Annotated in this window: 21 protein-coding genes; 7 read left to right on the top strand and 14 right to left on the bottom strand. The window is 72.8% G+C overall.

Going from position 1 to position 25158, the window contains the following annotated elements:
• Positions 1–98: 98 nt before the first annotated feature.
• A complete protein-coding gene (locus AB0E07_RS06610) occupies positions 99–443 on the bottom strand; it encodes a hypothetical protein (protein WP_362247152.1) in 345 nt (114 codons plus the stop codon).
• 280 nt (positions 444–723) lie between these two features.
• On the opposite strand from AB0E07_RS06610, the gene AB0E07_RS06605 reads away from it, so the two are divergent.
• Entirely contained in the window at positions 724–1269 is a 546-nt protein-coding gene (locus AB0E07_RS06605; protein WP_362247150.1) for a GIY-YIG nuclease family protein, read from the top strand.
• A 370-nt stretch (positions 1270–1639) separates the two neighbouring features.
• Positions 1640–2386, top strand: a complete 747-nt coding sequence (locus tag AB0E07_RS06600) for a hypothetical protein (protein WP_362247148.1) — start codon at positions 1640–1642, stop codon at positions 2384–2386.
• A 415-nt stretch (positions 2387–2801) separates the two neighbouring features.
• Here the strand turns inward: AB0E07_RS06600 and AB0E07_RS06595 are convergent, their stop codons facing one another.
• Both AB0E07_RS06595 and AB0E07_RS06590 read right to left on the bottom strand, forming a co-directional pair.
• On the bottom strand, positions 2802–3200 hold the full coding sequence (locus tag AB0E07_RS06595; RefSeq protein ID WP_362247146.1) for a PIN domain-containing protein: 399 nt from the start codon (positions 3198–3200) through the stop codon (positions 2802–2804).
• Complete coding sequence (locus tag AB0E07_RS06590) at positions 3197–3475, bottom strand: hypothetical protein (protein WP_210924166.1); 279 nt, start codon at positions 3473–3475, stop codon at positions 3197–3199. The genes AB0E07_RS06595 and AB0E07_RS06590 overlap by 4 nt, the downstream gene beginning before the upstream one ends.
• Positions 3476–3838: 363 nt before the next feature.
• Here AB0E07_RS06590 and AB0E07_RS06585 point away from each other — a divergent pair, with 363 nt between their 5' ends.
• From AB0E07_RS06585 to AB0E07_RS06570, 4 genes are all read left to right on the top strand, one after another.
• Entirely contained in the window at positions 3839–4324 is a 486-nt protein-coding gene (locus AB0E07_RS06585) for a hypothetical protein (protein ID WP_362247143.1), read from the top strand.
• A 141-nt stretch (positions 4325–4465) separates the two neighbouring features.
• Positions 4466–5665 carry a 4-hydroxybenzoate 3-monooxygenase gene (locus AB0E07_RS06580; RefSeq protein WP_362247141.1) on the top strand — a complete coding sequence of 400 codons (1200 nt, stop codon included), beginning with the start codon at positions 4466–4468 and terminating at the stop codon, positions 5663–5665.
• Positions 5666–5774: 109 nt separating this feature from the next.
• Positions 5775–7472 (top strand): methyltransferase, encoded by a 1698-nt coding sequence (locus AB0E07_RS06575; RefSeq protein ID WP_362247139.1) that lies wholly within the window; start codon positions 5775–5777, stop codon positions 7470–7472.
• Between the two features lie 165 nt (positions 7473–7637).
• Positions 7638–8003, top strand: coding sequence for a L,D-transpeptidase (locus tag AB0E07_RS06570; RefSeq protein WP_362247391.1), 366 nt, complete (start codon positions 7638–7640; stop codon positions 8001–8003).
• A 28-nt stretch (positions 8004–8031) separates the two neighbouring features.
• Here AB0E07_RS06570 and AB0E07_RS06565 read toward each other — a convergent pair whose 3' ends face one another.
• From AB0E07_RS06565 to AB0E07_RS06555, 3 genes are read right to left on the bottom strand one after another with little or no spacing between them, the layout of a single operon-like run.
• Complete coding sequence (locus tag AB0E07_RS06565; protein WP_362247137.1) at positions 8032–9417, bottom strand: dipeptidase; 1386 nt, start codon at positions 9415–9417, stop codon at positions 8032–8034.
• A gap of 5 nt (positions 9418–9422) precedes the next feature.
• Positions 9423–9860 (bottom strand): hypothetical protein, encoded by a 438-nt coding sequence (locus AB0E07_RS06560; RefSeq protein ID WP_362247135.1) that lies wholly within the window; start codon positions 9858–9860, stop codon positions 9423–9425.
• The gene (locus tag AB0E07_RS06555) at positions 9857–11314 is read right to left on the bottom strand and encodes an APC family permease (RefSeq protein ID WP_362247133.1); all 1458 of its coding nucleotides are present in this window, start codon (positions 11312–11314) and stop codon (positions 9857–9859) included. The genes AB0E07_RS06560 and AB0E07_RS06555 overlap by 4 nt, the downstream gene beginning before the upstream one ends.
• A gap of 274 nt (positions 11315–11588) precedes the next feature.
• On the opposite strand from AB0E07_RS06555, the gene AB0E07_RS06550 reads away from it, so the two are divergent.
• The gene (locus AB0E07_RS06550; protein WP_362247131.1) at positions 11589–12083 is read left to right on the top strand and encodes a three-helix bundle dimerization domain-containing protein; all 495 of its coding nucleotides are present in this window, start codon (positions 11589–11591) and stop codon (positions 12081–12083) included.
• Positions 12084–12451: 368 nt separating this feature from the next.
• Here the strand turns inward: AB0E07_RS06550 and AB0E07_RS06545 are convergent, their stop codons facing one another.
• From AB0E07_RS06545 to AB0E07_RS06510, 8 genes are all read right to left on the bottom strand, one after another.
• A complete protein-coding gene (locus tag AB0E07_RS06545; protein WP_362247390.1) occupies positions 12452–13780 on the bottom strand; it encodes a phosphatase PAP2 family protein in 1329 nt (442 codons plus the stop codon).
• 512 nt (positions 13781–14292) lie between these two features.
• Positions 14293–15972 carry a helix-turn-helix domain-containing protein gene (locus AB0E07_RS06540; RefSeq protein ID WP_362247129.1) on the bottom strand — a complete coding sequence of 560 codons (1680 nt, stop codon included), beginning with the start codon at positions 15970–15972 and terminating at the stop codon, positions 14293–14295.
• Between the two features lie 589 nt (positions 15973–16561).
• On the bottom strand, positions 16562–18214 hold the full coding sequence (abc-f, locus tag AB0E07_RS06535) for a ribosomal protection-like ABC-F family protein (RefSeq protein ID WP_362247127.1): 1653 nt from the start codon (positions 18212–18214) through the stop codon (positions 16562–16564).
• A 181-nt stretch (positions 18215–18395) separates the two neighbouring features.
• The gene (locus AB0E07_RS06530; protein ID WP_362247125.1) at positions 18396–19334 is read right to left on the bottom strand and encodes a LysR family transcriptional regulator; all 939 of its coding nucleotides are present in this window, start codon (positions 19332–19334) and stop codon (positions 18396–18398) included.
• Positions 19335–19435: 101 nt separating this feature from the next.
• Entirely contained in the window at positions 19436–20131 is a 696-nt protein-coding gene (locus AB0E07_RS06525) for a type 1 glutamine amidotransferase domain-containing protein (protein WP_362247123.1), read from the bottom strand.
• 217 nt (positions 20132–20348) lie between these two features.
• Complete coding sequence (locus AB0E07_RS06520) at positions 20349–21032, bottom strand: response regulator transcription factor (RefSeq protein WP_362247121.1); 684 nt, start codon at positions 21030–21032, stop codon at positions 20349–20351.
• The gene (locus AB0E07_RS06515) at positions 21029–22294 is read right to left on the bottom strand and encodes a sensor histidine kinase (RefSeq protein WP_362247119.1); all 1266 of its coding nucleotides are present in this window, start codon (positions 22292–22294) and stop codon (positions 21029–21031) included. Before AB0E07_RS06515 ends, AB0E07_RS06520 begins: the two co-directional genes overlap by 4 nt.
• A 247-nt stretch (positions 22295–22541) precedes the next feature.
• Positions 22542–24842 (bottom strand): MMPL family transporter, encoded by a 2301-nt coding sequence (locus AB0E07_RS06510; protein WP_362247117.1) that lies wholly within the window; start codon positions 24840–24842, stop codon positions 22542–22544.
• Between the last annotated feature and the right edge of the window lie 316 nt (positions 24843–25158).

Below are 25158 nucleotides of genomic sequence, written 5' to 3'. Positions count from 1 at the left end.
CCCCGCTATTTCGACGTCGCCGAATACAGTACTTGCCCCGCTCGGCTTACTTTTGTAGCGCAGTCGACTCCGCCATCTAAGCATGGCAGGACTTCCCGTTATCGGTCGAAACGTATGTCGCGACCTGCAACATACTTGCCTTTGAGTGTCACATTCCCGTGCACAGTGCCAGCGCCCTCAATCGTAACCGCTTCTTTAGAAGAAAGTAGCTGGGCAAGTTCGTGAGCGTCTTGGGGATTTTCTTGCAACGCTTCCAAAATAGCGGCAGATAGCGCCTGTTCACCCGATTCCAGGACCGGTTCGATACCATCGCGCGCTGCAAGGAACGAACGAAGGCGCTCGAACCATGAGCGTGCCACAACGTCTGTAGCGGCTGCTGCCTGAGCGGACAGGCCCGTCACGTAGGCAGTTGCAGCCGCGTCGGACAGTTGAACAAGATCCACATTCGCCCCCGGAGTACAAGTCCCAACCACGTAAGCCTGCCACAACTGCACAGCTATGGGGCAGGCTTGTCGCATATTGATCCACTGCTGCCGGTGAACGACCAGTCACCGACCCACTGCTTGGCAGGCACCACGCTCAGTGGCTCGCGACTGATGATCGCGTTCCTCGACACGAGCGTGAGTCGTCAACGGAGGTTGCATGACTACAAAGGCCACGAAGTACTCCATCGAAGGTGACCAGTAGCCTGCGACGATCAGTCGTGGCACGCCTGGAGGTTTCGTGGACGCTACCGCTCTCGTCAGTCCCGATCGGTTGTGGTCGGCGCAGGAGGTCTTGGTGCGTCCGAGCCCTGTCCCGGCGGCGGCAGGAGTCTACGGATGGCAGTTCAAGCAGCCGCCCCATCCGGACCTGGACGCCGGACGCCTGCTCTATGTCGGCATAGCCCCGCGGTACATGGCGAACCGAACCAGCACCCAGAACCTGCGCAAGCGGGTGCGCTACCACTACCGGGGCAACGCGGCCGGCTCGACCCTGCGGCTCACGCTCGGCTGCCTGCTCGGGCTTGAGCTGCGCCGCGTGGGCAGCGGCAAGCGGATGACCTTCGGCAAGGCCGGCGAAGCCACCCTGAGCCAGTGGATGGCGGACAACGCACGAGTGTGCTGGATGAAACAGGGCGAGCCATGGGACCTGGAGTCACAGCTCATTTCCCAACTCGACCTCCCGCTGAACCTCGACCAGAACCGCCACAACGCTTTCCATAGCCGCCTGAAGGAACTACGGGCCCAAGCACGCCAGCGGGCGAGGGAACTACCCATCGGTTCGTAGGCCGGCAGACGGGCCGTTGTCTGGGCCGTCCGAGGGGCGCTCGACAGTGGCCAATGACGACCAACGACGACCACCAGGCGCACGGGTCTGCCAACTCTGAGCAGGGAAAACGCAGGTCATCAAGATCCCTGGCAAGACCCAGGGCAAGAAGAAGTAACGCGCACTGATCAAGCCCCCTGCCCGTTCCGTCGGTAGGGGGCTCGTCGCAGTGCTGGAGGCGTCTCTGTGGCCTCAGTTGCTCAGTTGGTCCGTCACGTCACACGGCAGAACCAAACGACTGTGCGATACAGCAGCGGCCTGTGGCAGGACCGCAGACCGAGCGACTGGTCTGGAAGGGGATGGCGTCAGACCTCTGATCTAGGTTTGGCCCGTGACCCACATCCGTTCCAACGCCGGGGCGCCCCGCGAGCCTGACTTGCCTCCCTACCAAGTTGTCCTGGCGGAGACCGACTGGCGCTCGCTCCAGACGGCTTTCGGGTCCGGTGAGGACCTGCCCAAGATTCTGACGCAACTCTTGGAACCCGATCCCAAGGTCCAGGTCACCACCTTGTGGGAGCTGGGTGAGCTGGTCGGCCACCAGAACACTACTTACGAAGCCACCGCCCCCGCCGTCATGTACGTCGCCGGCATCCTCACCCACCCGGCGGCCATGACGCGACGGCCCTATCGCGACGTCCCCATCCGCGCGACGCTGTTGGGCTGGCTGGCTTCCACGCTTCACGACGCCTCTGACGAGATCGTCGCCCGCAACGAGGAGCACTTCGCCGGCTTCCTCACCCACGACACCACCGTGGCGGCCTTCCGCGACCTGCGCCCGATGCTCTACAGGGCCGTCGCGCCCTTCCTGCATGACAGCCACGAGGACGTGCGTGAAGCCGCCGCCATCGCCGCGCTCCTCCTCGCCGAACACCCCGCGCTCACCAGGCACCATGCTCACCTCGCCGTGCACGCGGGCCGCATCCTGGACACCAGCAGCAACGACCCCAACCGCCGCGTCGCTTGGAGGGCCCTCGAAGCATGGGGCCACAATCCGCCCGGCCCGGAGCCACTTTCCGAGGAGGCCGAAGACCGAGGGCCGCACAGCGATGGCCGCGGCGATCTCGAACCTCCCTTCTGACCGATACGCGCACGGCACACCGGCGGACCATGGCAGCAGGCGAGAGATACACAGACTCCTGGTCGCGCGTGCCACATCCGTGCCAGAACAGGCGGGGAACCACGGGAAACAGCGGGGACCAGGCCACCGATCAGCCAGCCTCCGCGCCCGCTCCGCCACAGGTCGGCTAAGTAGCCTCCCGCCGAGAACCCAAGCTTCCCAAGCTGAGAGCGCGAGTTCGATTCTCGTCACCCGCTCCACGAAGAAGGCCCAGGTCAGAGACCCGGGCCTTTTGCTGTCCGCTTGATCAGTGGTCACGTTGCAGATTCGCGGCAGAACGCTGAACAGCGGGGTGCGAGGAGGCGGAAACAACCAGCACGATCAACCTCCGGGCAACCTCGTGCGCAGCGAGCGCCGTTCTACAAGGTGCCTCGTCTCAGACCTTCTCCGCGCTCACGCGCGGATGCTCGGCAGTGAGCAACCCGATGTCTTCCACGTCCGAGGTCAGGATCGTCACCCGGCCGGGATGCTGCAGGGCGGTCGCGCACAGCATGGCGTCGATGGCGTACTTGTGGCCGTGCAGCCCCGCCGCACGCAGCAAGGCGGCAGCGGACTGCGCGAGGGTTTGGGTCACCGGCTCGACACTCAGGCGGGACAGGGTCCACTTCAGGGCGGCGTCATTGATCTTCGGGTGGATCACCTCGACCAGTACGGCGGCCGAGGTGATCACTGGCAGGTCCGCGTCGCGCGCCGCCGTCAGCCACTCGTGAATTTCCCGATCCCTCTGCACGGCCTTTGCCAGGCCCTCGCTGTCCAGGACCAGGGCACCGCTCACGCGGCTACCCCGGCGTTCGAGTCGCCTCCGGTCAGTCGGGCACGCTTGGCCGCCACGGCCGCGGGGTCGGCCGGGCCGTGCATCTTGTCGAAGTCCGCGATCAACTCGTCCAGGTTGTCGCGCTCGATCTGGCGCTGGGCCGCCTTCTCCAGGTACGCCGAGACGCCTCGCTTGCCGACCCGCTCGCGGATCGCCTGAAGGGTTCCGGCGGTCAGCGTGACGGAGATACCGCTGGTGGGGCCGTCGCCGGGTGGGAAGTCCACGTCATCAGTCACACGTCAAGTATGCCATTCGATATGGCATAGCACACAGTGCGTGTACGGGCCGGGCCTGTGGTCTGATAACGAGGGCGCGGAGGGCGGTGGGCTGTGCAGCAGCAACGCTGCCTCTACGGCTGATCTTCGCATGGTGCGGACCGCGCGGAGTTGCCCCCAGATGAAGCCGGCTTCGACCCTTTCCGGAAGTACGTGCCCTCCGCGTGCCCGTAAGGGCGGAAACCCACGGTCAACAGCGGTGCGATCCGACGCGCAGGACCACCCCGAGGTCCAGGTATCCGTGCTGGTCAGAGCTGTGAAGCCGGTGCGAGCGCCGTCGCTTCCCAAGCTGAGAGCGCGAGTTCGATTCTCGTCACCCGCTCCATGAAGAAGGCCCAGGTCATCGACCCGGGCCTTTTGCTTTGCGCCCTCTTCGGTCACCGACTTCGCGAGGGGGACATCACGGACGCCAGTTGGACGGGTCTGCTGATCGCCGTCGTCGGCGTGACGGGAACGCTCGGGGCGGCCCTGCTGACGCAGAACCGCGCGGACCGCATCAAGCGCATGGAGCTGCAGGCCGCCGCTGAACAACGGCGCGAGGAGCGCGGGCACACCGAGGAACTGCTCAGGGCGGAGCAGGCCAGACAGCGGCAGGGCGAGAGCCTTGAACGGCGGCGCACCTGCTGCATCACCCTGAACACCGCCTCGCGCCAGTACCTGACGGCGATGACCAACTACCTCCACGCACTTCGACGCGGCGAGGTCGTTGCCGCGTCACTGGAGGGTCTGGAAGCGGGCAGGCCGGCCTATCGGGACAGCTACGCGGAATCCCAACGGTCCAGGCGCGCCGATCGGGGCGTCGACGACTGACCGGGACGACCGTTCAGGACCGCAGACAGCGATCCCGTCACGCGCTTTCGGTCCACGGACCCGTGGACAAGATCACCCGCGTCCGGCATTCAGGTGATCTTTGTCCAGTACGCCCGCTTACGTCACCTAGCATCCCGTCTCGTGACCGAAGGGCAGAACTGGGGGGCGGCCGATGTGGTCGTTCTCGGCGCCGGACCGGCCGGGCTCGTGCTCGGCAATCTCCTTCAGGACAGCGGGGTGGACTGCGTCATTCTCGAGCGGGCCGAAGAGGAGCGTGTGCGGACGCGGGCCCGGGCCGGTTTCCTCGCCGCCCACACCGCGCGGATCCTCGAACGGCACGGGCTGGACGAGGGGTTGCGGCTGCGGGGGCGGGAGCACGGGGTGTGCGAGTTCCGCACCGAGGACGGCCGGTTCCGGCTGGACTACGGCGGGCTCGGGCGGGGCGAGCGGCACACCGTGTATCCCCAACAGGACCTGGTGAGCGATCTGTTGACCCGGTTCCTGGACCGGGGCGGCCGGTTGCGGTTCGGGACCGAGGCGGTGGCCGTGCTCGACGCAGACACCGGGCGCCCCTCGGTGGCGGTGCGTGCGGCGGACGGGCGGACCGGACGGTTCCGGGCGCGGTACGTGGCCGGGTGCGACGGGCGGCACGGCGCGGCACGGCGCTCACTCCCGGAGGGTGCGGTGCGCCGGTACCCCTGCGACCACGGGGTGACCTGGCTGGGTCTGCTCGCCGAGGCGCCGCCCAGCATGGACGCCGTCGGGTACGCGGTCCACGAGCGCGGATTCGCCGGGCACATGGCCCGCTCCGGCACGATCACCCGCTACTACCTCCAGTGCGAGCGCGGCACCCCGGCCGGGGCCTGGTCGCAGGAGCGGATCTGGGACGAGCTGGATCTGCGGATGGGGGCCAAGGAGCACGGCCCTCTGGAGCGGGGCCGGCTCGTGCAGCGCGGGGTCGTCGACCTGACCTCCGACGTGCTCGAACCCCTGCGCCACGGTGCGCTGTTCCTGGTGGGCGACGCCGCCGGGCTGATCAGCCCGTCCGCGGCGAAGGGCGCCAACCTCGCCGTACTGGAGGCGGAGGCCCTCGCGGAGGGACTGATCGCCGAGCTGCTGCACGGCGATCCCGACGGGCTCGATTCCTACTCCGCGCGGTGTCTGCCCCGCATCTGGCGGGCGCAGGAGTTCTCGCACTGGATGATCGGGCTCCTGCACGGCCCGTCCGGCCGGGACGGCGCCTCGCCCTTCCACCACGCCCTGTGGCGTGCGCGCCTCGACTCGCTGCGTACCTCGCGCAGCCGGCAGGACTGGTTCGCCGAGCACTACGTCGGCGTGTGAGGAATCGATTCCCTCAGCTGATTCCCCCGCCGGTGTCTCCCCGATGCCGATTCCCGACTTCCCTCCTCGGTACCCCCATCCCCCGAACACCGGAATGAGGACCTCCGCAATGATCACTACGTTGTCGGGCGAAACGTCCCGCCTGCGTACGACGGTCGAATTCGTCCGGGAGCAGGACACCGCGACGCTGCTGCCGCTCCTGCTGCCCGGACTCGACGGACCGGAGCTGCGCGCGCTCGTGGAGCGGTGCCGCTTCTCCCATGCCGCCCTGCTCGTCTTCCCCTCGGACGAGGCGGAGCTGACCGCCATGCTCGGCGACTGCGGACTCGTCGCCCCGGCGCCGCCGCGGCCGAGTGTCGTCGTACGCGACCGGCTGGCGCTGCGGCACCGGCGGCGGGCCGCCGACCTGGACGTCCGCATCCTGCGCCCCGCGGTGACCGGCGCGGACGGCGCGCGGCGGACGGTCGAGGTGTTCGCGCTGACCGTGCCGCCCGGATCGGGCCTGGACGGCGTCGCCGCGCACGAGCGGGAGCAGCAGCACGAGGCACATGTCGCCTTCGACGTGACGGCGCCCGATCCGCTGCTGCTGCGCGGGCTGTGCGCGACCCTCGCGCGCTGCGGGGCCACGCCCGACGGGGGCGGCTACAACCCGCACGAGAACGGCACGGTCTTCTACTTCGGCCTGCCCGTGGAGGCCAAGGTCGGCTACCGACGCGTGGAGCTGTACGTACCCGGCGACCACCGCGACCTGCTGGCCGCCCATCTCGACGAGCACCGCGCCGGTCAGCCGGCCGAAACGCTCCTGCGGCTGATGACCGGGGCGTGGACGACGCAGGCGCTCGCCGTGTTCGCGGAGCTCCGGGTGCCCGACGCGATGGACACCGGACGGGGAGTCCCCGTCGGGGAACTCGCCCGGGAGGTCGGCGCGCGGCCGGAGAACCTGGCGAAGCTGCTGCGCTATCTCGCCATGCTGGGCGCGGTGACGGAGGGGCGCGACGGCTTCCGGCTCACCGCGCGGGGTGCCCTGCTGCGCGCGGACGCGCCCGCGTCGATGCGGGCGCTGGCGCTGATGTACGGCGGCCCGTTCTACCGGTCCTTCGGCGCCCTCGGGCACACCGTGCGCACCGGGGAGGTCGCCTTCGAGCACCTCTTCGGGGAGCACCACTTCGGCCACTTCGCCCGCGACCCCGAGCTGGCGGAACTCTTCGACCGGTCCATGGCCGCCGGAGCCGCCATGTTCGACCCCGTCCCCACGCACGCGGCTCTGGCCGCCGCGGCCGAGGCGCCCGCCGGGGCCACCGTGGTCGACATCGCGGGCGGCAACGGGGAACTCCTCGGCCGTGTCCTCGCCGCGCACCCGCGCCTGAGGGGGGTGCTGCTGGAGCGGCCGCACGCCGTGGCAGCCGCCCGGCGGCGGCTGGCGGAGGCCGGTCTCGGCGCCCGGTGCGACTTCCTGACGGGCGACTTCGCGGACGTGCCCGCGGGCGGCGACGTCTACGTCCTCTCCCGTGTCCTGCACGACTGGGAGGACGAGCGGTGCCGGGAGATCCTGCGGCACTGCGCCCGCGCGATGCCCGGCCACGCCGATCTGCTCGTCGTCGAACGCCTGCTGCCCGCCGACGGCTCGGTCTCGCTGGCCACCGCCTGGGATCTGCACATGATGTGCAACGTCGGCGGGCGGGAGCGGCAGGCCGCCCACTACGAGCGGCTGTTCGCCGACGCGGGTCTCGCGCTGGTGGGCCGGACCCCGCTGCCCCTGGACGGCCATGTGCTGCACGTCAGGAAGGCCGGGGCGCCTTCGGTGTGAGGGACGGCTTCGGTGCGGGGGCCGTGCGGCGGCCTCGGTGCAAAAGACGTGCGGCGGCCTCGGGACGCTCCGGGGGCGGGCCGGGCCGTCGGTCACCCCTGGCCGAGGGCGAGGCCGCAGGTGTCGGAGTGGGTCGTGCCGTCGTCGCCGGTCAGCTGCACCTCGATGCGGCCGTCGCCGACTCGTCCGTATCGCGCACCCGCCTTTTCCGGAGGCCCCGTTGCCCCGCATCCGCATGGCCTCGGCGACGCCCACGACAAGATGGTCGACCCCTCGATGCGGCTGACCTGGTCGGGCATGTCCGCGCACGCCGCCCCGTGGAACGCCCGCCACTTCGGCAACGCCAACCGCGGCTCCGGCTGCCTCGGCATGAGCGACGCCGACGCGGCCTGGCTCTACGGACAGCTCCGGCCGGGCGACCCGTTCGAGACCAGCGGCAGGGAGACCAAGGGCGTCGTCGAACCGGGCAACGGCTTCGGGGCGTGGAACCTGTCGTGGAGCGAGTGGCGGGACAGGAGCGCGCTCGACTGAGCCGCGCCCCCGCCCCGCCGTCCGCCGGTCAGCGGCCGCTCTTGGCGAACTCCTGCAGGAACAGGGCCTCCACGTGGGCCATGTGCTCGATCTCCGTGGGGTCGACGCTCTCGTTGGGGGCGTGGATGAGACAGCGGGGCTCCTCCACACCCATGAGGACGATCTCCGCCCGCGGATAGGTCGAGGCCAGGACGTTGCAGAGCGGGATCGAGCCGCCCTGGCCGAGGAAGGCGAGCGGCTTTCCGTAGACGGCGTTCATCGCCGTGCCGAGCGCCCGGTAGGCGGCTCCGTCGGTGGCGGCCCGGAACGGGGAGCCGGTGCCCTCTGGGTCGACGGTGACCTTCGCTCCCCAGGGGGCCGCGGCGGTGAGGTGCCGGGTGAGGGCCTCGCGGGCGGCGTCCGCGTGCATGCCGGGCGGGACGCGCAGGCTCACCCGGGCGCGGGCGGTGGCCGGTACGGCGGCGGCGGAGCCGATGACCGGCGGGCAGTCGATGCCGAGGACGGTCACCGCGGGGCGCGCCCACAGCCGGTCGGCAACCGTGCCGGTGCCGGTGAGCCGTACGCCGTCCAGGACGCCGGCGTCCGCGCGGAACCGGTCCTCGTCGTAGGGCTCGCCCGGCCAGTCGCCGTCGCAGTCCAGACCCTCGATCCGGGTCGCGCCGGTCTCCGGGTCGCGCAGGGTGGACAGCATCTGGATCAGCGCGGCGAGCGCGTCCGGGGCGGGGCCGCCGAACATGCCCGAGTGGACCTCGCCCTTGAGGGTGTCGACGGTGACGACGAGGTTGGCCAGGCCGCGCAGGGTGATCGTGGCGGTGCCGGTGCCGACCTCGGAGTTCCCGGTGTCGCACACCAGCAGCGCGTCGGCGAGGAACAGCTCGGGGTGCTGGGCGACGTACGCCTCCAGGCCGCCCGTGCCCTGTTCCTCCGAGCCCTCGGCGACGAACTTCAGGCCCACCGGGATGTCCTCGCCGAGCGCGCGCAGCGCGGTGAGGTGCATGACGATGTTGCCCTTGCAGTCGGCGGTGCCGCGGCCGTACCAGCGGCCGTCCGCGCGCTCGGTGAGCCGGAACGGCGGGCTCGTCCACGCCTTGTCGTCGAGCGGGGGCTGGACGTCGTAGTGGCAGTAGAGCAGGACCGTGGGGGCGCCCGGCGGGGGCGGGCGGTGGCCGATGACGGCGTGGCTGCCGTCCGGGGTCTCGGCGAGGTGGACGTCCCGCAGGCCCGCCTCGGTGAAGGCGTCGGCGACCCAGCGGGCGGCCCGGTGGCACTCCTCGGCGGGGTACTGGCGGGGGTCCGCCACGGAGGGGATCGCCACCAGTTCGGCGAGGTCGCTCTTGGCGCGGGGCATCAACTCCGCGACGCGCGCGGCGAGTTCCGTGGCCCCGGGGTGCGGAGTGTCCTGTGTGTTCGACATGCGCGTCACCGCCTCACCGTGTCGTCGGTCTCCAGGTCGTCGTACCGGTCCTGGAAGGCGTCCAGCTCCTCCGGGCAGTAGATCTCCAGGATCTTCTCCTCGGCCCGCAGCGCGCGGGTGTCGCCGATGACCGGGCGCTGGCCGACGAAGGCCGCGCCGTTGGACACGTTCGTCTTCCACAGGGCCTTCTTCAGGGCGCTGTCGGGGTCCTCGCAGACGAAACCGCCGTCGGTGCCGAGGGTGCGCACGATCGTGTCGGTGTCGGGGCGCGGGTAGCCGGCGTCGACGGCGGCGTCGGCGAGCTGGTTGGCCTTCTCGGTGGCCGCGTTGGTGGTCCTGAGGTTCTCCCAGCGGACGATGCCGATCACCACGAGCGCCAGCAGGATGACGATGGCGCCGAGGTAGATCCACCGGTGCTCGGACGCGAACCGGGTGGGGCTCATGCCTCCTCACCGCCCTCCGTGCGCCAGCTGGGCTTGCGGAACTTCAGGAACGCCCACGGGATGACCAGACCGAGGATCACCAGGCCGCTGCCGACGATCGCGACGTAGGAGCCGACGCTGCCGCCGCTGAACTGCGAGGGCGGCACGAAGCCGATGACCATCGCGGCCGCCGAGGCCACCAGGCCGACCACGCAGACCAGGCCGAGGGCCGGGACGCGGTAGCCGCGGGGGTGGTCGGGCTGGTTCTTCCTGAGGCGCATCGCGGCGAGGAACATCAGCAGGTAGACGATCAGGTACACCTGCGTGGTGATCGTGGAGAAGATCCAGTACACGCTGGAGACACCCGGGATCAGCGCGTACATCAGGGCGATGGCCGTGGTGACGATGCCCTGGGTGACCAGGATGTTCTGCTGGATGCCGTTCTTGTTGAGCTTCTGCAGGAACGGCGGGAGGTAGCCCTCGCTGCGGGAGATCTCCAGCAGGCCCTTGGAGGGCCCGGCCAGCCAGGTGAGCATGCCGGCCAGCGAGGCGGAGATCAGCATCACGGCCGCGATGGGGGTCATCCACCCGATGTGGAAGTAGGAGAAGAAGGCGTTGAAGGCCTGCATGACTCCGGCGGTGAGGCTGGTCTGGTCGGCCGGGACGACCCAGCTGATGGCGAGCGCCGGGAGGATGAAGATCAGCAGGACCAGGCCCATCGCCAGGAACATCGACTTCGGGTACTCCTTCGCCGGGTTCTTCAGCGAGGAGACGTGCACCGCGTTCATCTCCATACCGGAGTAGGAGAGGAAGTTGTTGACGATCAGGACCAGGCTGGCGAGGCCGGTCCAGGCCGGCAGCAGGTGCTCGGCGGTCATCGGGGCGGCGGAGGGGTTGCCCTGCGCGAGGAAGACGATGCCGAGGACGACGAGGATGGTGCCCGGCACCAGGGTGCCGATGACCAGACCCCAACTGGAGAGGCCCGCCAGGGCCTTGGTGCCGCGCGAGGAGACCCAGACACCGGTCCAGTACAGGACCATGATCACGATCGCGGTGTAGACGCCGTTGGAGGCGAGGGCCGGGTTGATGACGTACGAGATGGTGCTGGCCACGAAGGCCAGCAGACTCGGGTAGTAGAAGATCGTCATCGCGAACTGGCACCAGACCGCGAGGAAGCCGAGCGGCTTGGACAGCCCCTCGCTCACCCACCGGTAGACACCGCCGTTCCAGCCGGAGGCCAGCTCGGCGGAGACCAGCGCGGTCGGCAGCAGGAACACCACCGCCGGGAGCAGATAGAGGAACACGCAGGCCAGCCCGTACACGGCCATGGTCGGGGCGGCCCGGAGACTGGCCACGGACGCGGTGGTCATCAGCGCCAGGGTGAGCCAGGTCAGCCGGGGCGCGGCCACCGCCGCTCTCGCCTCGGCGCGCACCGCCGGTTTCGGCCGGTCGGCGGGTACGTCCATCGAGGCCATCGGCACTCCCGGGTGCTCAGGGGGGCATTGCCGTCATCGTCCGAGCGGGGGAACCGGGTCGCATCGCGGGCGGGGCCGTACGGGTGAGCCCGGCCCTCGGCCGCCGACCGGCCTGTTCGGACCCAAGGAGGGCCGTTGCGGGGCGAGTTCGCGCCCTGGAACGAGGTCCCGGGGCGGTCCGGGCGCCCCGGGAGGCGATCTTGTCCGGCGGATCCGAGAATGACAGCGACAGACCGGGACGTTTCAGGCTCAAGGGGACCGGAGTCGTGTGGCCATGATCGCCGATGAGGGGACGGACGAGCCCGGCGCGCCGGCGCTCGACGAGACGGGCGGCGGCCCTCGCGGCCCGCTGGCACTGACGGGACCCGAACGGGCCGCGGGAGCGGTGGGCTTGGCGGGTGCCACGGCACCACTGCCGGACGCGTCGGCCGGGGCGCTTCCGTCGCTGACCTCCCCGGCCGTGGGCGCACCCCCCGTGCCGGACCGCACGGAGCCGCGGCCGGAACCGCAGCCGAAACCGCACCGCACGGAGCCGGACGCGCGGGCCGGGGACGACTCGCGGGCCGGGGACGAGGGGGCGGTGCTGCGGGATCTCACCGACCGGCTCTGCGCCGGGTGGCCCGGTGCCGACCGGGCGGGCGTCGAGGCGGAGGTCCGGGCGGCCTACGACGCCTTCCGGGAGGCCCGGGTCAGGGCCTACGTGCCGATCCTCGTCGAACGCCGGGTCCGCAGACGGCTCGCGGGCCGCCCCGCTCCCGACGAAGGCTGACGGCTCGCGGCTGGCGGCTCGCGGCTGACTGCTGGCGGCTGGCGGCTGACGGCTGACTGCTGGCGGCTGACGGCTGACGGCTGACGGCTGACTGCTGGCGGCTGACTGCTGGCGGCACGGCTTGGCCGACGCGGGCGGAGCGGAGGCCCGCCGGGCCGGGACGGCCCGGCGGGTTGCTGGACCGGCGGCCGGGAGCCGACGCCGCTCCGGGCGGCTGGACGCGGCGAAGGGACGGTCCGTGAAGGACGGCCCGTCGGCGGCGCAAGAGCCAGCGGTACGGGCTCACCGACACGATCGATCCGCGCCACTTCTTCGCCACCGTGGAGTCCGCGGCGGCCGCGTTCCGTCGGGACGCCGGGCCGGGCTGGTCAGACCAGTTCGGGCTGGGGCGCCGGGGTGCGGACCGGCTCGGGGCTGGCGTTCCACCGCGCGGTGGTGCGGACGTAGCCGTGGATCACCGAGCCCATGGCCAGCAGGAGCAGCGGGCCGTACAGCCACGGGTGGGCGGCCATCTCCAGCGGCAGGAAGCGGTACGACAGCAGGAGTGCCGCGAAGACGGCGGTGCCGTAGGCGACGAGGCGGACGCCCGAGCGCTCCCAGCCGCGGTCGTGGGCGCGCAGCCCCGCCTCGATGGTGAGGGTGAACACCACGCCGGCGATGAGGTCGGCGCCGTAGTGGTAGCCGAAGCCGAGGGTCGCGCAGAGCGTGGCGACCAGCCAGAAGGTGCCCGCCCAGCGCAGGGCGCGCGGGCCCTTGCGGGTGTGTAGGAAGATCGCGGTGGCCCAGGCGGTGTGCAGGCTGGGCATGCAGTTGCGCGGGGTGACGCCGTCGAAGGGCATGGACTGCGGGTCGCCGAGCGGCGGGAGGGTCCGCGGCCACAGCTCACCCACGGCCCAGGGCGCGCTGGGTGGCATCTCCGGTGCCCACAGGCTGACCCCGGCCCAGTGCTCGGCGCCGGTGCCGTAGGCGAAGATCGGCCCGACCACCGGGTAGATCATGTAGAACGCCGGTCCGATCAGGCCGATCACCAGGAAGGTGCGGACCAGGTGGTGGCGCGGGAAGCGGCGCTCGGCGGCCACGTGGCGCATCTGGTAGAGCGCGGCGAGGACGGCGGCGACCGGGAGCTGTCCGTAGACGAAGTCGAGGACGTTGAAGCCGACGGCACCGCTCGCGGTGACGATCCGGCCGACCACCCACGAGGGGTCGCCCAGGGCGTGGTCGGCGGTCGCCACGTACTGGTCGAGCACGGTGGGGCGGGTCTCGGAGGTGATGAACAGCCAGGTGTCGCCGGTCTTGCGGCCCGCCATCAGCAGCAGGCCGAGCCCGGCGCCCTTGAGCAGCAGGACCCGTTCGCGGTCGGTGCGGCGGGTGACGGCGACGACCGCGATGCCGATCAGCGCCCACAGGGCGCCGTTGCCGAAGGGGTGGCCGCCGGTGACCTCGACGCCGGCCGCCCAGCGCGCGGTCAGGAAGGCGAGGTCGACGCCGACCGCGAAGGCCAGCGCGATCAGCCGCTGCCGCCAGGTCAGCACCACCATGGTCAGCGCCAGGGAGGCGTAGAGGAGCCCGCCGGACTTGGGCGGGAACAGCACCTCGCGGCTCTGCGTGGTGAGCGGTCCCGGCATCCCGTAGTGGCGCGCGGTGAACTCCAGCGCGACGAGGAAGGCGAGCGTCACCGCCGCGGCCGCGGCCCACAGGACCGTACGGGGCCGGCGCCAGAAGGGGGGCGCGGTGTCCGGCTCCGCCGGCGCAAGGTTCTGCGGGGGTATGTGAGTCACTGTTCGGCCGCTTTTGTTAGATGTGGTCGGGTCGGGGCGGGCTTCGCTCCGCAGCAAGACGGAAGGAACGCGGTCCGGGTTCCGGGCGGGCGGCACCTGAACGCCCGGTGACGGGCGGCCGCGGGCCGAGCGGTCATCTCGTCCCCACCCCGCGCCCCCGCTGTCGTCCCCCTGTCGCACGGCTGTCGTACGGCTGTCGTACAGCTGTGCCCCCAAACCCCCACGCGAGGGAAGCACGGCCCTTCTGCGCAGGTCAATAGAGGTGTCGCAGCCCACGTAGTGGCATTCAGGGCATCAGGTACAGCTCCGGCATTTCGGCGGGGGTGGACGGCTCAGGTGTGTCCGTCGCCTCAGTCGTCCCGGGCGGCCCGGTCGCCCCGGCCGTCCCAGTCGCCCCGGCCGTCCCAGTCGCCTCAGTCGTCCCGGTCGCCTCAGTCGCGGGGGAAGGTGGTGTCGGCCAGTTCCCGCTCGGTCAGTTCCAGCCGGAGCTGGAGCGTGGCGGCCAGCCGGTGCTCGGGGTCGTCGAGGTCGAGCCCGGTCAGCGCGGCCGCCCGACGGACGCGGTAGCGCAGGGTGTTGGGGTGGACGCTGAGCCGCCTGGCCACGGCGGCGACGTCACCGAACCCGTCGAGGTAGAGCAGCAGCGAACGGGCGAGGTCGGTGCCCTGTTCCCGGTCGCGGGCGGCGAGCGCGGCCACCGCGGGGAAGCGCAGCCGCGGCTCCCGGTCGATCAGCTCCAGGGCGTCGCGGACCAGCAGGGCCGGGGCGAGCCGGCTGTGGGTGCCGACGGCCGCCTCGGGCGTGCGGGCCAGCAGGTGCAGGGCGCGGTGGCCGCGGAGCTTGACGGCCGGGATGTCGGCCAGCCGCTCGGCGCGGCCCGCCACGACCGCCTGGGCGGGGGTGCCGGTCAGTCTGCGCAGGGTGGCGACCAGTTCCTCGGCCCAGCGCACCAGCGGCCCGTCGTCCTCGACGGGCCGGGCGGCCTGACCGGGCGTCGGCAGGAGGGCGTAGAGCTGGCCGCAGGCGTGGACGACGAGGGCGTTGTCGCGCAGGGCCGCGGCGTGCACGGACATCACGCCCGCGGCCTCCGCGCGCCGGGCGTCCGCCCGTACGGCGGTGGCCGTGCCGTCGGGCTCGCGCAGGTCCACGGCGACCACGTCCGCGCCGCCCGCCGGGTCGATGCCCAGGTGGGCGGCGAGGGCCCGGGGTTCGAAGCGTCCGGTCAGCAGGCCGTGGCTGAGTTCCTCGCGCGAGGCCAGCCGGGCTCCCGCGTCGCCCTGGAAGTAGTGGTCGACGAGTTGGGTCGCGGCGATGCGGGCGGCGCCGCGCAGCATGTCCGGCGCCCCCGCGGCGAGCGGCCGGCCGCCCTCCTGCACCCAGATGGTGCCCAGCGGGCGGCGCCCGGCGTTGATCCCGATCACCAGCCGCCGCCGCGCGCCCAGTTCGGGCCGCTCGTCCACCTCGACGACCTCCTCGCCGGAGCGGACCCGCTGGTAGACGCCGAGTCCGCGCAGCAGCTCCAGATAGGGCTCGGGGCAGCTGCGGCCGAGGATGGACCGGCGGCGCAGTTCGTCGGCCTCGTCGCCGGACCCGGCGTACGCGACGGTCCGGTGGGCGCCGTCCTCGATGCTGACCACGCCGTGGGTCAGGGTCGCCACGGTCTGGGCGAGGGAGAACAGGTCTCCGTCGCGCGCGAAGGTGCCGGACGGACCGGCCAGGGCCGCCCGGATCTCGGACTCGGCGCGGTCCCAGCGCAGTCCCTGGGGCAGGCCCAGCACGGTGACCCCGGCGCCCTCGGCCGCCGCGCGCACCTCGGCGGGCAGCTCCCCGTCGCCCGCGCGTACGGCGACGGCGACCGCGCCGGCCGCTCCGGCGGCGGTGACCATCGCCGCCGCCTCCGCCTCGCGCGCCCCGATGGCGAGCACCAGGGCGCCCTTCACCCCGTCCAGCGGGTCCCCGGGCTCGGCGATGACCACGTCGGCGATCTCACCGGTGCCCGGACCGCAGCACAGCGGCCCGGGGGCGAGGGCGTCGGCGAGCCGCCGCACGACCGCGTCGACGGACACCCCGCCCCGGGCGGGGGCGGGGACCGGCGGCGGGATGTCGTTCACGCGAGCAGGGTAGACAGCGGACCTGCCCCCCGTCTCGGCCGTACCGAGTCGTGGACGTTGCCCCGGGTAACGATTCGGCGGCGGGCGGTACGGGCATCGGGCGCGGGGAGCGGCGGGGCCGGGCCGGACCGAGCTGACCCCGATCAGGCCGAGCCGGGCCTGACTGGGCTGGACTGGACTGGACCGAGCCGGGCCTGACCGAGCCCAACCAGGGGTGGAGCCGACGTGGTGCCGGGCAGAAGCGGGGCGGGCCGAGGGCCGGGCTGGACTGGACCGAGCCGGACTCAACCAAGCCGGGCCGGGCCTCATCAGGGGGCCAAGCCAAGCCGGGCCAGGCCGGAGCGGGCCGGGCCGGGCGCAGGCGGCGGTCGTGGGTGACGACGATCAGGGAGCCGTCCCACCGGGTCCCGGCAGCTCCAACTCCAGGCAGGACCAAGTCGAGCCCCGAACCTTGGCCGGGGCCCAGGCCGACGGGCATCAGGGAGCCGCCGCACCGGGTCCCGGCAGCTCCGGAACCGGACCGGCCGGGCCCCGGGGCGCCGGCCCGGTCGGGACAGTCGGCCCACCCGGCGCCGGCCCCGGTCGGCGGTCACCGGGCTGTCGGGCCACTCGGTGCCGGCAGTTCCAGGATCGGGCCCGACCAGGACCGGCGTAGGCGGCGGTCGTGGGTGACGACTATCAGGGTGCCCTCGTAGGCGGCCAGGGCCTCCTGGATCTCCTCGACCAGGGACGGGGCCAGGTGGTTGGTCGGCTCGTCGAGGAGCAGCGCGTCGTGCGGAGCGGTGAGCAGCCGGGCGAGGTCGAGGCGGCGGCGCTGGCCGATGGACAGCGCCCCCACCGGGCGGTGCAGGTCGGCCTCGCGGAACAGGCCCAGGCGGAGCAGTTCCGCCGCCCGCTCCGGCCCGAACGCCGTCCGCAGCGGACGGGCCGACTCCTCGGGTGTCAGCGGGGTCATGGTCTGGCGCAGCAGGCCCGCCCGATCCGGGCGGCTCAGCGATCCGCCGGGTTCCGGGCCCACCTCACCGGCCAGGACCCGCAGCAGCGTGGACTTGCCCGCCCCGTTGGGCCCGGTCACCAGCAGTCGGCCGCCCGCCGGGACGTGCAGCGAGTCCAGCGTGAGCCGTCCGGGCACCCTCAGGTCCGCCGCCGTCACCGGGGCCGTCGCGGCGCCCTCGATCCGTGCGGCGAACCGCAGCGGCTCGGGCGGCGCGGCCACCGGGTCCTCCGTCAGCCGCTCCAGCCGTTCCCGCGCGTTGCGGATCCGGCTCATCGCGCCGTGCGCCCGGGAGCGGGCGCGAAAGGCGCCGGCCCCGCTGAACGCCCACGGCCCCTTGCGCGGGATGGCGTCCAGGCGGCCGATGTGGGAGTCGGCGAGCCGGGACTGGCGGGCCACCTCGGCACGCCAGTCGGCGTACTCCCGCTCGTGGCGGGCGCGTTCGGCGGCCTTCGCGGCCAGGTACCCCTGGTAGCCGCCGCCGTAGCGGCGGACGGACCTGGTGTCCGCGTCGACCTCCAGGAGGGTGTCGGTGACCCGGTCCAGGAAGGCCCGGTCGTGGGTGACGGCCACGACCGTGCCCCGGTGGGCGCGCAGCCGCTCCTCCAGCCAGGCCACCGCCTCGTCGTCGAGGTCGTTGGTCGGCTCGTCGAGCAGGAGCAGTTCGGGCGAGGCGGCCAGGGTCGCGGCGAGGGCGAGCCGGGAGCGCCGGCCGCCGGAGAGGGTGCCGAGCCGGCGCGAGCGGTCCAGGGCCTCCGGTTCGCCCAGGTGGCGCAGGGCCACGTCGACGCGGCGGTCCGCGTCGTACCCGCCGCGCGCCTCGAACTCCGCCTCCAGCGCGGCGTACCGCTCGTACGCGGCCGGGTCGGCGCCCCCGAGTTCGGTGGCCGCCGTGCGCAACCGGCTTTCCAGGGAGCGCAGTTCGGCCAGGGCGAGGTCGACGGCGTCGCCCACGCGTGCGGTGTCCGGCAGGTCGAGGGTCTGGGCCAGGTGGCCGGTGCCGCCCGGCGCCACGACGGTGATCCCGCCGTTGTCGGGCCGCTCGGCGCCGGAGAGCAGACGCAGCAGGGTGGACTTGCCGGAGCCGTTGTCCCCGACCACACCGACCCGCTCGCCGGGCCGGACGGAGAAGGAGACCCGGTCCAGGACCAGGCGGTCGGCATAGCGCTTGCTGACCTCGGTGACGGTGAGCTGGGAGACGGCGGCGGATGCCGCGGTGACTGCGGGTGCTGCGGTGACTGGGAACAAGTGGTGTCTTCTTCCGTGGGCGACAGGGTCGGGCGATCCGGGACGCACGCCTTGACTACGAAGCGCGCCCCGCTCAAAAGCGAGACGAACCGTCTCGTCTCGATCGCGTACGCCGACCGTACAGCCCTTCACCCCCTCCCCGCAAGACGCTCCGTCTCGGCAATCTCCGGGGAGCCCGTCTTCACCAGGTGGGGCCCAGCCGCAGCAGGTGGTCCCGTACCCGCGTGACGTGCGGGTTCTCCGGGACACCCGGGCGCTGGACCAGGTAGGCGGTGTTGATGGGCGGATCCTCGGGTTCGAGCAGCGCGACCAGCGCACCCGCCGCCAGTTCGGCCTCGCAGAGATAGCGGGGCAGCACCGAGAACCCCGCCCCGCCCGCCACCGCGGCGAGCACGCCCCGCAGATCGGGCAGGGTGACCGCGGCCCGGCAGTTCAGCCGCTGCTCGAAGACGTGCCGCCAGAAGCGCCGGACGATGGGCAGGTCCTCGGCGTAGGCGATCAGCGGGACGGGGTGCAGGACGCCGGGGCCCTCGGTGGTCACCCGGTCGCCCAGGCGCTCCGCCCACACCGGCGCCGCGACCAGGACGAACTCCTCGTCGAGCAGCGGGGCCGAGGGCAGGGTCCGCCCGCGTGGGCGGCTGGTGGCCAGCACCAGGTCGTACCGGCCCGCCCGCAGGCCGTCGAGCAGGGGGTCCGTCAGTCCGGGCGTGACCCGGAGCCGGAGGCCGTCGGCGACCAGTGGGGCCAGGGCGGGCAGCACCCGCAGACAGAGCACCTCGGCGGGGCCCGCCAGATGGACGGGGGCGGGCGGGCCCGCCTCCGCGGGATCGTGACCGGTGGCGGCCAGCAGCGCGTCCAGCGGCCCGGCGACCCGCGCGGCCAGGTCGTGGGCGTACGGGGTGGGGGCGACGCCCCGGGGCAGACGGGTGAACAGCTCCCGGCCCGACTGCCGCTCCAGCGCCTTCACCTGGGTGGTCACCGTGGGCTGGGAGATGCCCAGCACCTGGGCGGCGGCGGTGAAGGAGCCGGCGCGGTAGACCGCGAGGAACGTCCGGACCAGATTGAGGTCCTGGGCCCCGGGACCGGCGCCGGCCGCAGCACCCGGCCCCGCACCGTTCAACCCGCCCGCACTGCTCGACCCGCCCGCACTGTTCGACCCGCCCGCGCCGTCCGCCTCCGCACGCCCCACGCCCGGAACCCCCGTCCGCCCGTGCGGGCCGCTCAGCCCAGCTTCTTCAGCAGCTCGGCCGCGAGCGGGGCCGAGGAGGCCGGGTTCTGGCCGGTCACCAGGTTGCGGTCGACGACCACGTGCGGCGCCCACGGCTCGCCCGCGCGGACGTCCACGCCCTCCTCGACCAGGCGGGACTGGAGCAGCCACTTGGCCCGGTCGGCGAGTCCGGCCTGGGTCTCCTCGGCGTCGGTGAAGGCGGCGACCCGGTAGCCGGCGAAGGCGTTGGAGCCGTCCTCACGGGTGGCGGCGAGCAGCGCGGCCGGGCCGTGGCAGACCACCGCGAGGGGCTTGCCGGAGTCGAGGGCGTCGACGAGCAGCCGGCCGGAGACGGCGTCGACCGCCAGGTCCTCCATGGGACCGTGCCCGCCCGGGTAGAAGACGGCGGCGTAGTCGTCGAGGTTCACGTCCTCCAGCCGCAGGGGCTGATGGAGTTCGGTCATCGCGGAGAGCCCGGCGGCGACGGCGTCCGCGTTCTCCTGGCCGCCGTTGGCCTCGGCGGCCAGGCTGCCCCGGTCGACGGTCGGGACGACCCCACCGGGCGTGGCGACGACGATCTCGTGGCCCTCGGCCTTGAACCGCTGGTAGGGGGCGACGGCCTCCTCGGCCCAGAAGCCGGAGGGGTGCTCGGTGCCGTCGGCGAGCGTCCAGTGGTCGGCGCCGGTCAGTACGAAAAGGATCTTGGACATGGTGTGCGCTCCAGAGGGGCCTGAGGGTCGGAAGGGGATGTCCCCGGGCTTCGAACGTACGCCCGCCCACCCATAGGCATCCAATGAGGAATCCAATCCCTGCCATCGGCAATCCAATGGCACCGGCGGAATGCGCCGGCCCCCTGCGAATCTACGTCCCCGAGCTCGCCCCCGCCCGTCCTAGGGTCCGGAACAAGCCCTGACGGCCGGTGCGGGCTCACCCCGGACCCGCGGGCCCCGCCTGCACCAGTCCCGTCTGATAGGCGATGACCACCAGTTGGGCCCGGTCGCGGGCGTGCAGCTTCGTCATCGCCCGGTGCACATGGGTCCGTACCGTCAGCGGGCTCACCGTGAGCAGCTCGGCGATCTCGGCGTTGGACCGGCCCTCCGCCGCCAGCGCCATCACCTCCCGCTCTCGCACGGTGAGTTCGGCCAGCCGCTCCGGGGGAGCCAGTTGGGCCTCCGGGGCGGGGGAGGTGAGGAAGCGGGTGATCAGGGTGCGGGTCGCGCCCGGCGAGAGGAGGGCGTCGCCGGAGGCCACCGTGCGGATGCCGGCCAGCAGGGCCTCGGCGGTGACGTCCTTGCCGAGGAAGCCGCTCGCCCCGGCCCGCAGCGCCCGTGCCACGTACTCCTCGGTCTCGAAGGTGGTCAGGATCAGCACCCGGGTGGCGGTCAGGTCGGGCTCGGCGCAGATCGCCGAGGTGCCGGACAGGCCGTCGGTGCCGGGCATCCGGATGTCCATCAGGACGACGTCCGGGCGGTGGGCGCGGGCCAGTTCCAGCGCCTCGGCGCCGTCGGATGCCTCGCCGACCACCTCCAGGTCGGGGCAGGAGTCGATCAGTATCCGGAAGGTGGCCCGCAGCAGGGCCTGGTCGTCGGCGAGCAGCACCCGGACGGTCACGGTGTCTCTCCCTCGGGAGCGGGGGCGGTGGCGGAGGCGGAGGCGGAGGCGGGGGCGGTGGCGGCGTACGGCTGGAGCGGCAGGGCGGTGGTGACCTCGAAGCCGCCCTCGGGGCGGGGGCCGGCGCGCAGTTCACCGCCGACGGAGTGGGCGCGTTCCCGCATGCCCATCAGCCCGTAGCCGCCGGTGGCCGGGGCGGCGGTGGCCGGTCCGTCGTTGCTGACCGTGATGAGCAGCCGGACGTCGGCGTAGGTGAAGCGGACCCGGGCGCTGTGGGCCGAGGCGTGCTTGGAGACATTGGTGAGGGCCTCCTGCACGATCCGGTACGCCGTGAGGTCCGCGCCGGGGGACAGCGGGCGCGGCTCGCCCTCGGTGGTGACGGTGACGTCGAGGCCGGCCGACTCGTACGCCGCGATCAGCTCGGGCAGCCGGGCGAGGCCGGGTGCGGGTTCGAGGCCCTCGCCCTCGGGGTGGTCGTCCTCGCGCAGCAGGCCCAGGGTGGCCTTCAGCTCGCGCAGGGCGGAGGAGGTGGTGCCGGTGAGGTCGCGCAGGATCCGCTCGCTCTGCCCGGGGTCGGCGCGCACCAGGTGGGCGGCGGTGCCGGCCTGGGCGTTGGCCAGGGCCAGATGGTGGGCGACGACGTCGTGCAGCTCGCGGGCGATGCGCATGCGTTCCTCGGCGACCCGCAGCCGCGCCTCCTCGTCGCGGGTGCGTTCGGCGTACTCGGCGCGGGCCTGCACCGCCTCCAGGTAGTCGCGCCGCAGCCGGGTCGACCGGCCCGCGGCCACCGGCAGCGCCAGCCAGAAGACGGGGCCGATCACCCGCAGGACCAGGGACACGCCGTCCATGGCGTCGCTGGCCACGGTCGCGGTCAGCAGTACCGCTCCGATCGCGGCGCCGTAGAGGCGGGTCGTCCTGCGGTCGCACAGGACGGCCAGCCAGTACACCGCCACCAGCAGCGGGGCCAGCAGCAGCGGGGTGATCAGATAGCCGCGGACGATCGCCACAACGGTGACCAGGCCCACCACCACGACGACCGCGCGCGGCCGGGTGCGGTACTTCAGCAGGAACAGGCAGGACAGACCGAGGAGGATCTCGGTGAGCTTGCCCGAGTCGGGCGGCGGGCTGCCGGGGAAGCTGAGCTGGGTACCGAGGATCGCGCAGCCGATCACGGACAGCACCATCGTCACGTCGACGGCGTGCGGGAAGCGTTCCGCGTAGTTCTCGAAGCGGCCGGCGTAGCGCTCCCGTTTGGTGATCATGCGTGGCTCTCTCGGTCCTCGGGCCTCGGGCCTCGGTCCCCGGTCGGTCCGTGGGGCTGGCTCCATGGTGGACGACGCGGGGCCGCCCGGGTCCGCGGCGGGTCCCGGGCGGCCCCAACTCCGGGCGGCCCGAGCCCCGGGCGGTCCCGGCTCCGGGCGGTCCCCGCTCCGGGCGACCCGAGCCCCGGGCAGCCCCGGCTCCGGGCAGCCCCGGCTCCGGGCAGCCCCGGCCCGCCCCTCGCGTCCCTCAGACGCGCACGGTCTCCTTGGGGGCGGGTTCGGCGCTCGGGGCCGCGGGGCGGGCGAGCCCCTCGCCCTCCACGTCGACCCGGGGCAGGATCCGGTCCAGCCACTTCGGCAGCCACCAGGCGCGGTCGCCGAGCAGGGCGAGGACGGCGGGCACGATCGCCATCCGGACCACGAAGGCGTCGAGCAGCACCGCCGTGGCGAGGCCGAAGCCGATCATCTTGATCATGGACTCGCTCTCGCCGACGAACCCGGCGAAGACGGCGATCATGATCAGCGCGGCGGCCACGACCACCCGGGCGCTGTGCCAGAACCCCGAGATCACGGCCTGCGGCGCGGGCTCGCCGTGCACGTACGCCTCCCGCATCCGGGAGACCAGGAAGACCTCGTAGTCCATCGCCAGTCCGAAGACGATGCCCACCAGGAAGATCGGCATCAGGCTCATGATCGGGCCGGTCTGCTCGACCCCGAGGAGTTCCGCGCCGTGCCCCTGCTGGAAGACCACGACGACAGCGCCGAGGGAGGCGAGCACGGAGAGCAGGAAGCCGAGGGCGGCCTTCAGCGGGACGAGGAGCGACCGGAAGACCACCAGCAGCAGGACCACGGCCAGCCCGACCACCACGATCAGGTACGGCACCAGCGCGGACTGCACCTTCTCGGCTATGTCGATGTTCATGGCGGTGGTGCCGGTGACCTCGAAGGTGGCCCCGGTGCGGTCCTCGACGTCGGGCCGTTCGCCGCGGATCGTCGTGACCAGGTCCTTGGTCCGCTCGTCGGTGGGCGCGGTGGCCGGCACGACGGAGAGGACGGCGGTGTCCCCGGCCTCGTTGAAGCGGGCGGGCGAGACGGAGACGACACCCTCGGTGCCGGCGATCTCCTCGGAGACGGCGGTCGCGGCGGCCTTCGCGTCCTCGGCGCCCCTGGCGTCGACGACGACGGTCAGCGGCCCGTTGAAGCCGGGCCCGAAGCCCTCGGCGAGCGCGTCGTAGGCCCGGCGCTCGGTCGTGGAGGTCGCCTTGGCCTCGTCGCCGGGCATGCCGAGCTGGAGGTCGGCCGCCGGTACGGCGAGCGCGCCGAGGCCCACGACGCCGAGCAGCAGCACGGGCAGCGGGCGGCGCAGCACGAACCGGGCCCAGCGGGCACCGCCGTTGTCCCGCGCGGCCTGTCCGGGGCGGCCGTCCTTCGTGGCCCGTCCGGGGAGGCCGTCCTTCGTGGCCCGTCCGGGGCCACCGTCCTGCGCGGGCTTTCCGGCGTGGCCGTCCAGCGCGGCCTTCTCGGCGCGGCGGGCCTTGCGGGCCAGGACGGCCCGGGGCCAGAAACCGAGGAGGGCCGGGACGAGGGTCAGCGCGACCAGCACCGCGACGACGACGGCGCCCGCCGCGGCGAGCCCCATCTTGGTCAGCATCGGGATGCCGACGACCGACAGCCCGGCGAGCGCGATGACGACGGTGAGGCCCGCGAAGACGACGGCGGACCCGGCGGTCCCGGTGGCGAGCGCCACGGCCTCCTCGGGCGTGCGGCCCGCGGCGCGCTCCTCGCGGTAGCGGGAGACGACGAACAGGGCGTAGTCGATGCCGACGGCGAGCCCCAGCATCATCGCCAGGGTGCCGGTGGTGGCGGACAGGCCGAGGGCGCTCGACAGGGCCAGGATCGCGGCCATGCTCACGCCGACGCCGACGACGGCGGTCAGCAGCGGCAGACCGGCCGCGGCGAGCGAACCGAAGGTCACCATCAGCACGACGGCGGCGATGGCGATGCCGATCACCTCGGCCGCCCCGCCCGCGCCGCCGCCGTCGGAGAGGGCGTCGCCACCCGCCTCGACGGTGAGCCCCGAGTCCCGGGCCGCCGCCAGGGTCTTGGTCAGGTCGTCCTTGGCTGCGTCGGTGAGGGCGTCGCCGCCGACCTCGTAGGTGACGGTGGTGTACGCCGTGCGGCCGTCCGCGCTGACCGCGCCGGCCTCGAAGGGGTCGACGGCCGCCGCGACCTGCGCGCCGTCGCCGAGTTCGGTGACGGCGGCCTCGACCGCGGCCCTGTTCTCCGCGGCGGTGACCTTCTCGCCGCCCGGCGCGACGAAGACGACCCGCGCGGTCGCGCCGTCGGCGGCGGTGCCGGGGAAGCGCTCCTCCAGCAGGTCGAACGCCTGCTGCGACTCGACCCCCGGCATCGAGAACTCCTCGTCGGCCGCGCCCGGGGACCGAGCGGCGCCGAGCCCGACCGCCGCCAGGACGGCGGCCCAGACCAGGACGGCGTACCAGCGCCGCCGGTGGGCCAGTCGGCCCAGTCGATACAGGAAAGTTGCCACGGCGGGAGGTCTCCAGAGCTGGACGTCGAAGGGTGCGTCCAGGCTCGCCGTGCGGGGGGTGTCCTGTCGTCGTGCGGCTGACGACACCGCGCGGTACTGAGAACGCAGTACGGCGCCCCTCCCCGGTCCCACCCGGGGACTAGGAAGGATCGCCCCGAAGTCGGGGTCGACCCCGGTTGTCCACAGTCTGTGAAGATCGAAGTTAAATTACTGAACCGTAACCTACCGGCCGGTATCGATCGGCGAGTTACCGACGGTACGGTCCTGGCGAGCCCTTGAACGGCCCGCCGTGCCCGCGCTCCGGACGACCGCGCGC

The organism is Streptomyces sp. NPDC048002 (assembly GCF_040653275.1).
In the GTDB taxonomy this organism is placed as follows: Bacteria; Actinomycetota; Actinomycetes; order Streptomycetales; family Streptomycetaceae; genus Streptomyces.
This window is presented reverse-complemented; position numbering and strand designations above follow the sequence as displayed.

Excerpts from the sequence above, each read along its gene's own strand:
- AB0E07_RS06525 (WP_362247123.1), bottom strand. The coding sequence starts at position 20,131 with ATGTCCAAGATCCTTTTCGTACTGACCGGCGCCGACCACTGGACGCTC.
- AB0E07_RS06515 (WP_362247119.1), bottom strand. The coding sequence starts at position 22,294 with ATGATCACCAAACGGGAGCGCTACGCCGGCCGCTTCGAGAACTACGCG.
- AB0E07_RS06575 (WP_362247139.1), top strand. The coding sequence starts at position 5,775 with ATGATCACTACGTTGTCGGGCGAAACGTCCCGCCTGCGTACGACGGTC.
- AB0E07_RS06585 (WP_362247143.1), top strand. The coding sequence starts at position 3,839 with ATGAAGAAGGCCCAGGTCATCGACCCGGGCCTTTTGCTTTGCGCCCTC.
- AB0E07_RS06555 (WP_362247133.1), bottom strand. The coding sequence starts at position 11,314 with ATGGCCTCGATGGACGTACCCGCCGACCGGCCGAAACCGGCGGTGCGC.
- AB0E07_RS06570 (WP_362247391.1), top strand. The coding sequence starts at position 7,638 with ATGCGGCCGTCGCCGACTCGTCCGTATCGCGCACCCGCCTTTTCCGGA.
- AB0E07_RS06550 (WP_362247131.1), top strand. The coding sequence starts at position 11,589 with ATGATCGCCGATGAGGGGACGGACGAGCCCGGCGCGCCGGCGCTCGAC.
- AB0E07_RS06560 (WP_362247135.1), bottom strand. The coding sequence starts at position 9,860 with ATGAGCCCCACCCGGTTCGCGTCCGAGCACCGGTGGATCTACCTCGGC.
- AB0E07_RS06565 (WP_362247137.1), bottom strand. The coding sequence starts at position 9,417 with ATGTCGAACACACAGGACACTCCGCACCCCGGGGCCACGGAACTCGCC.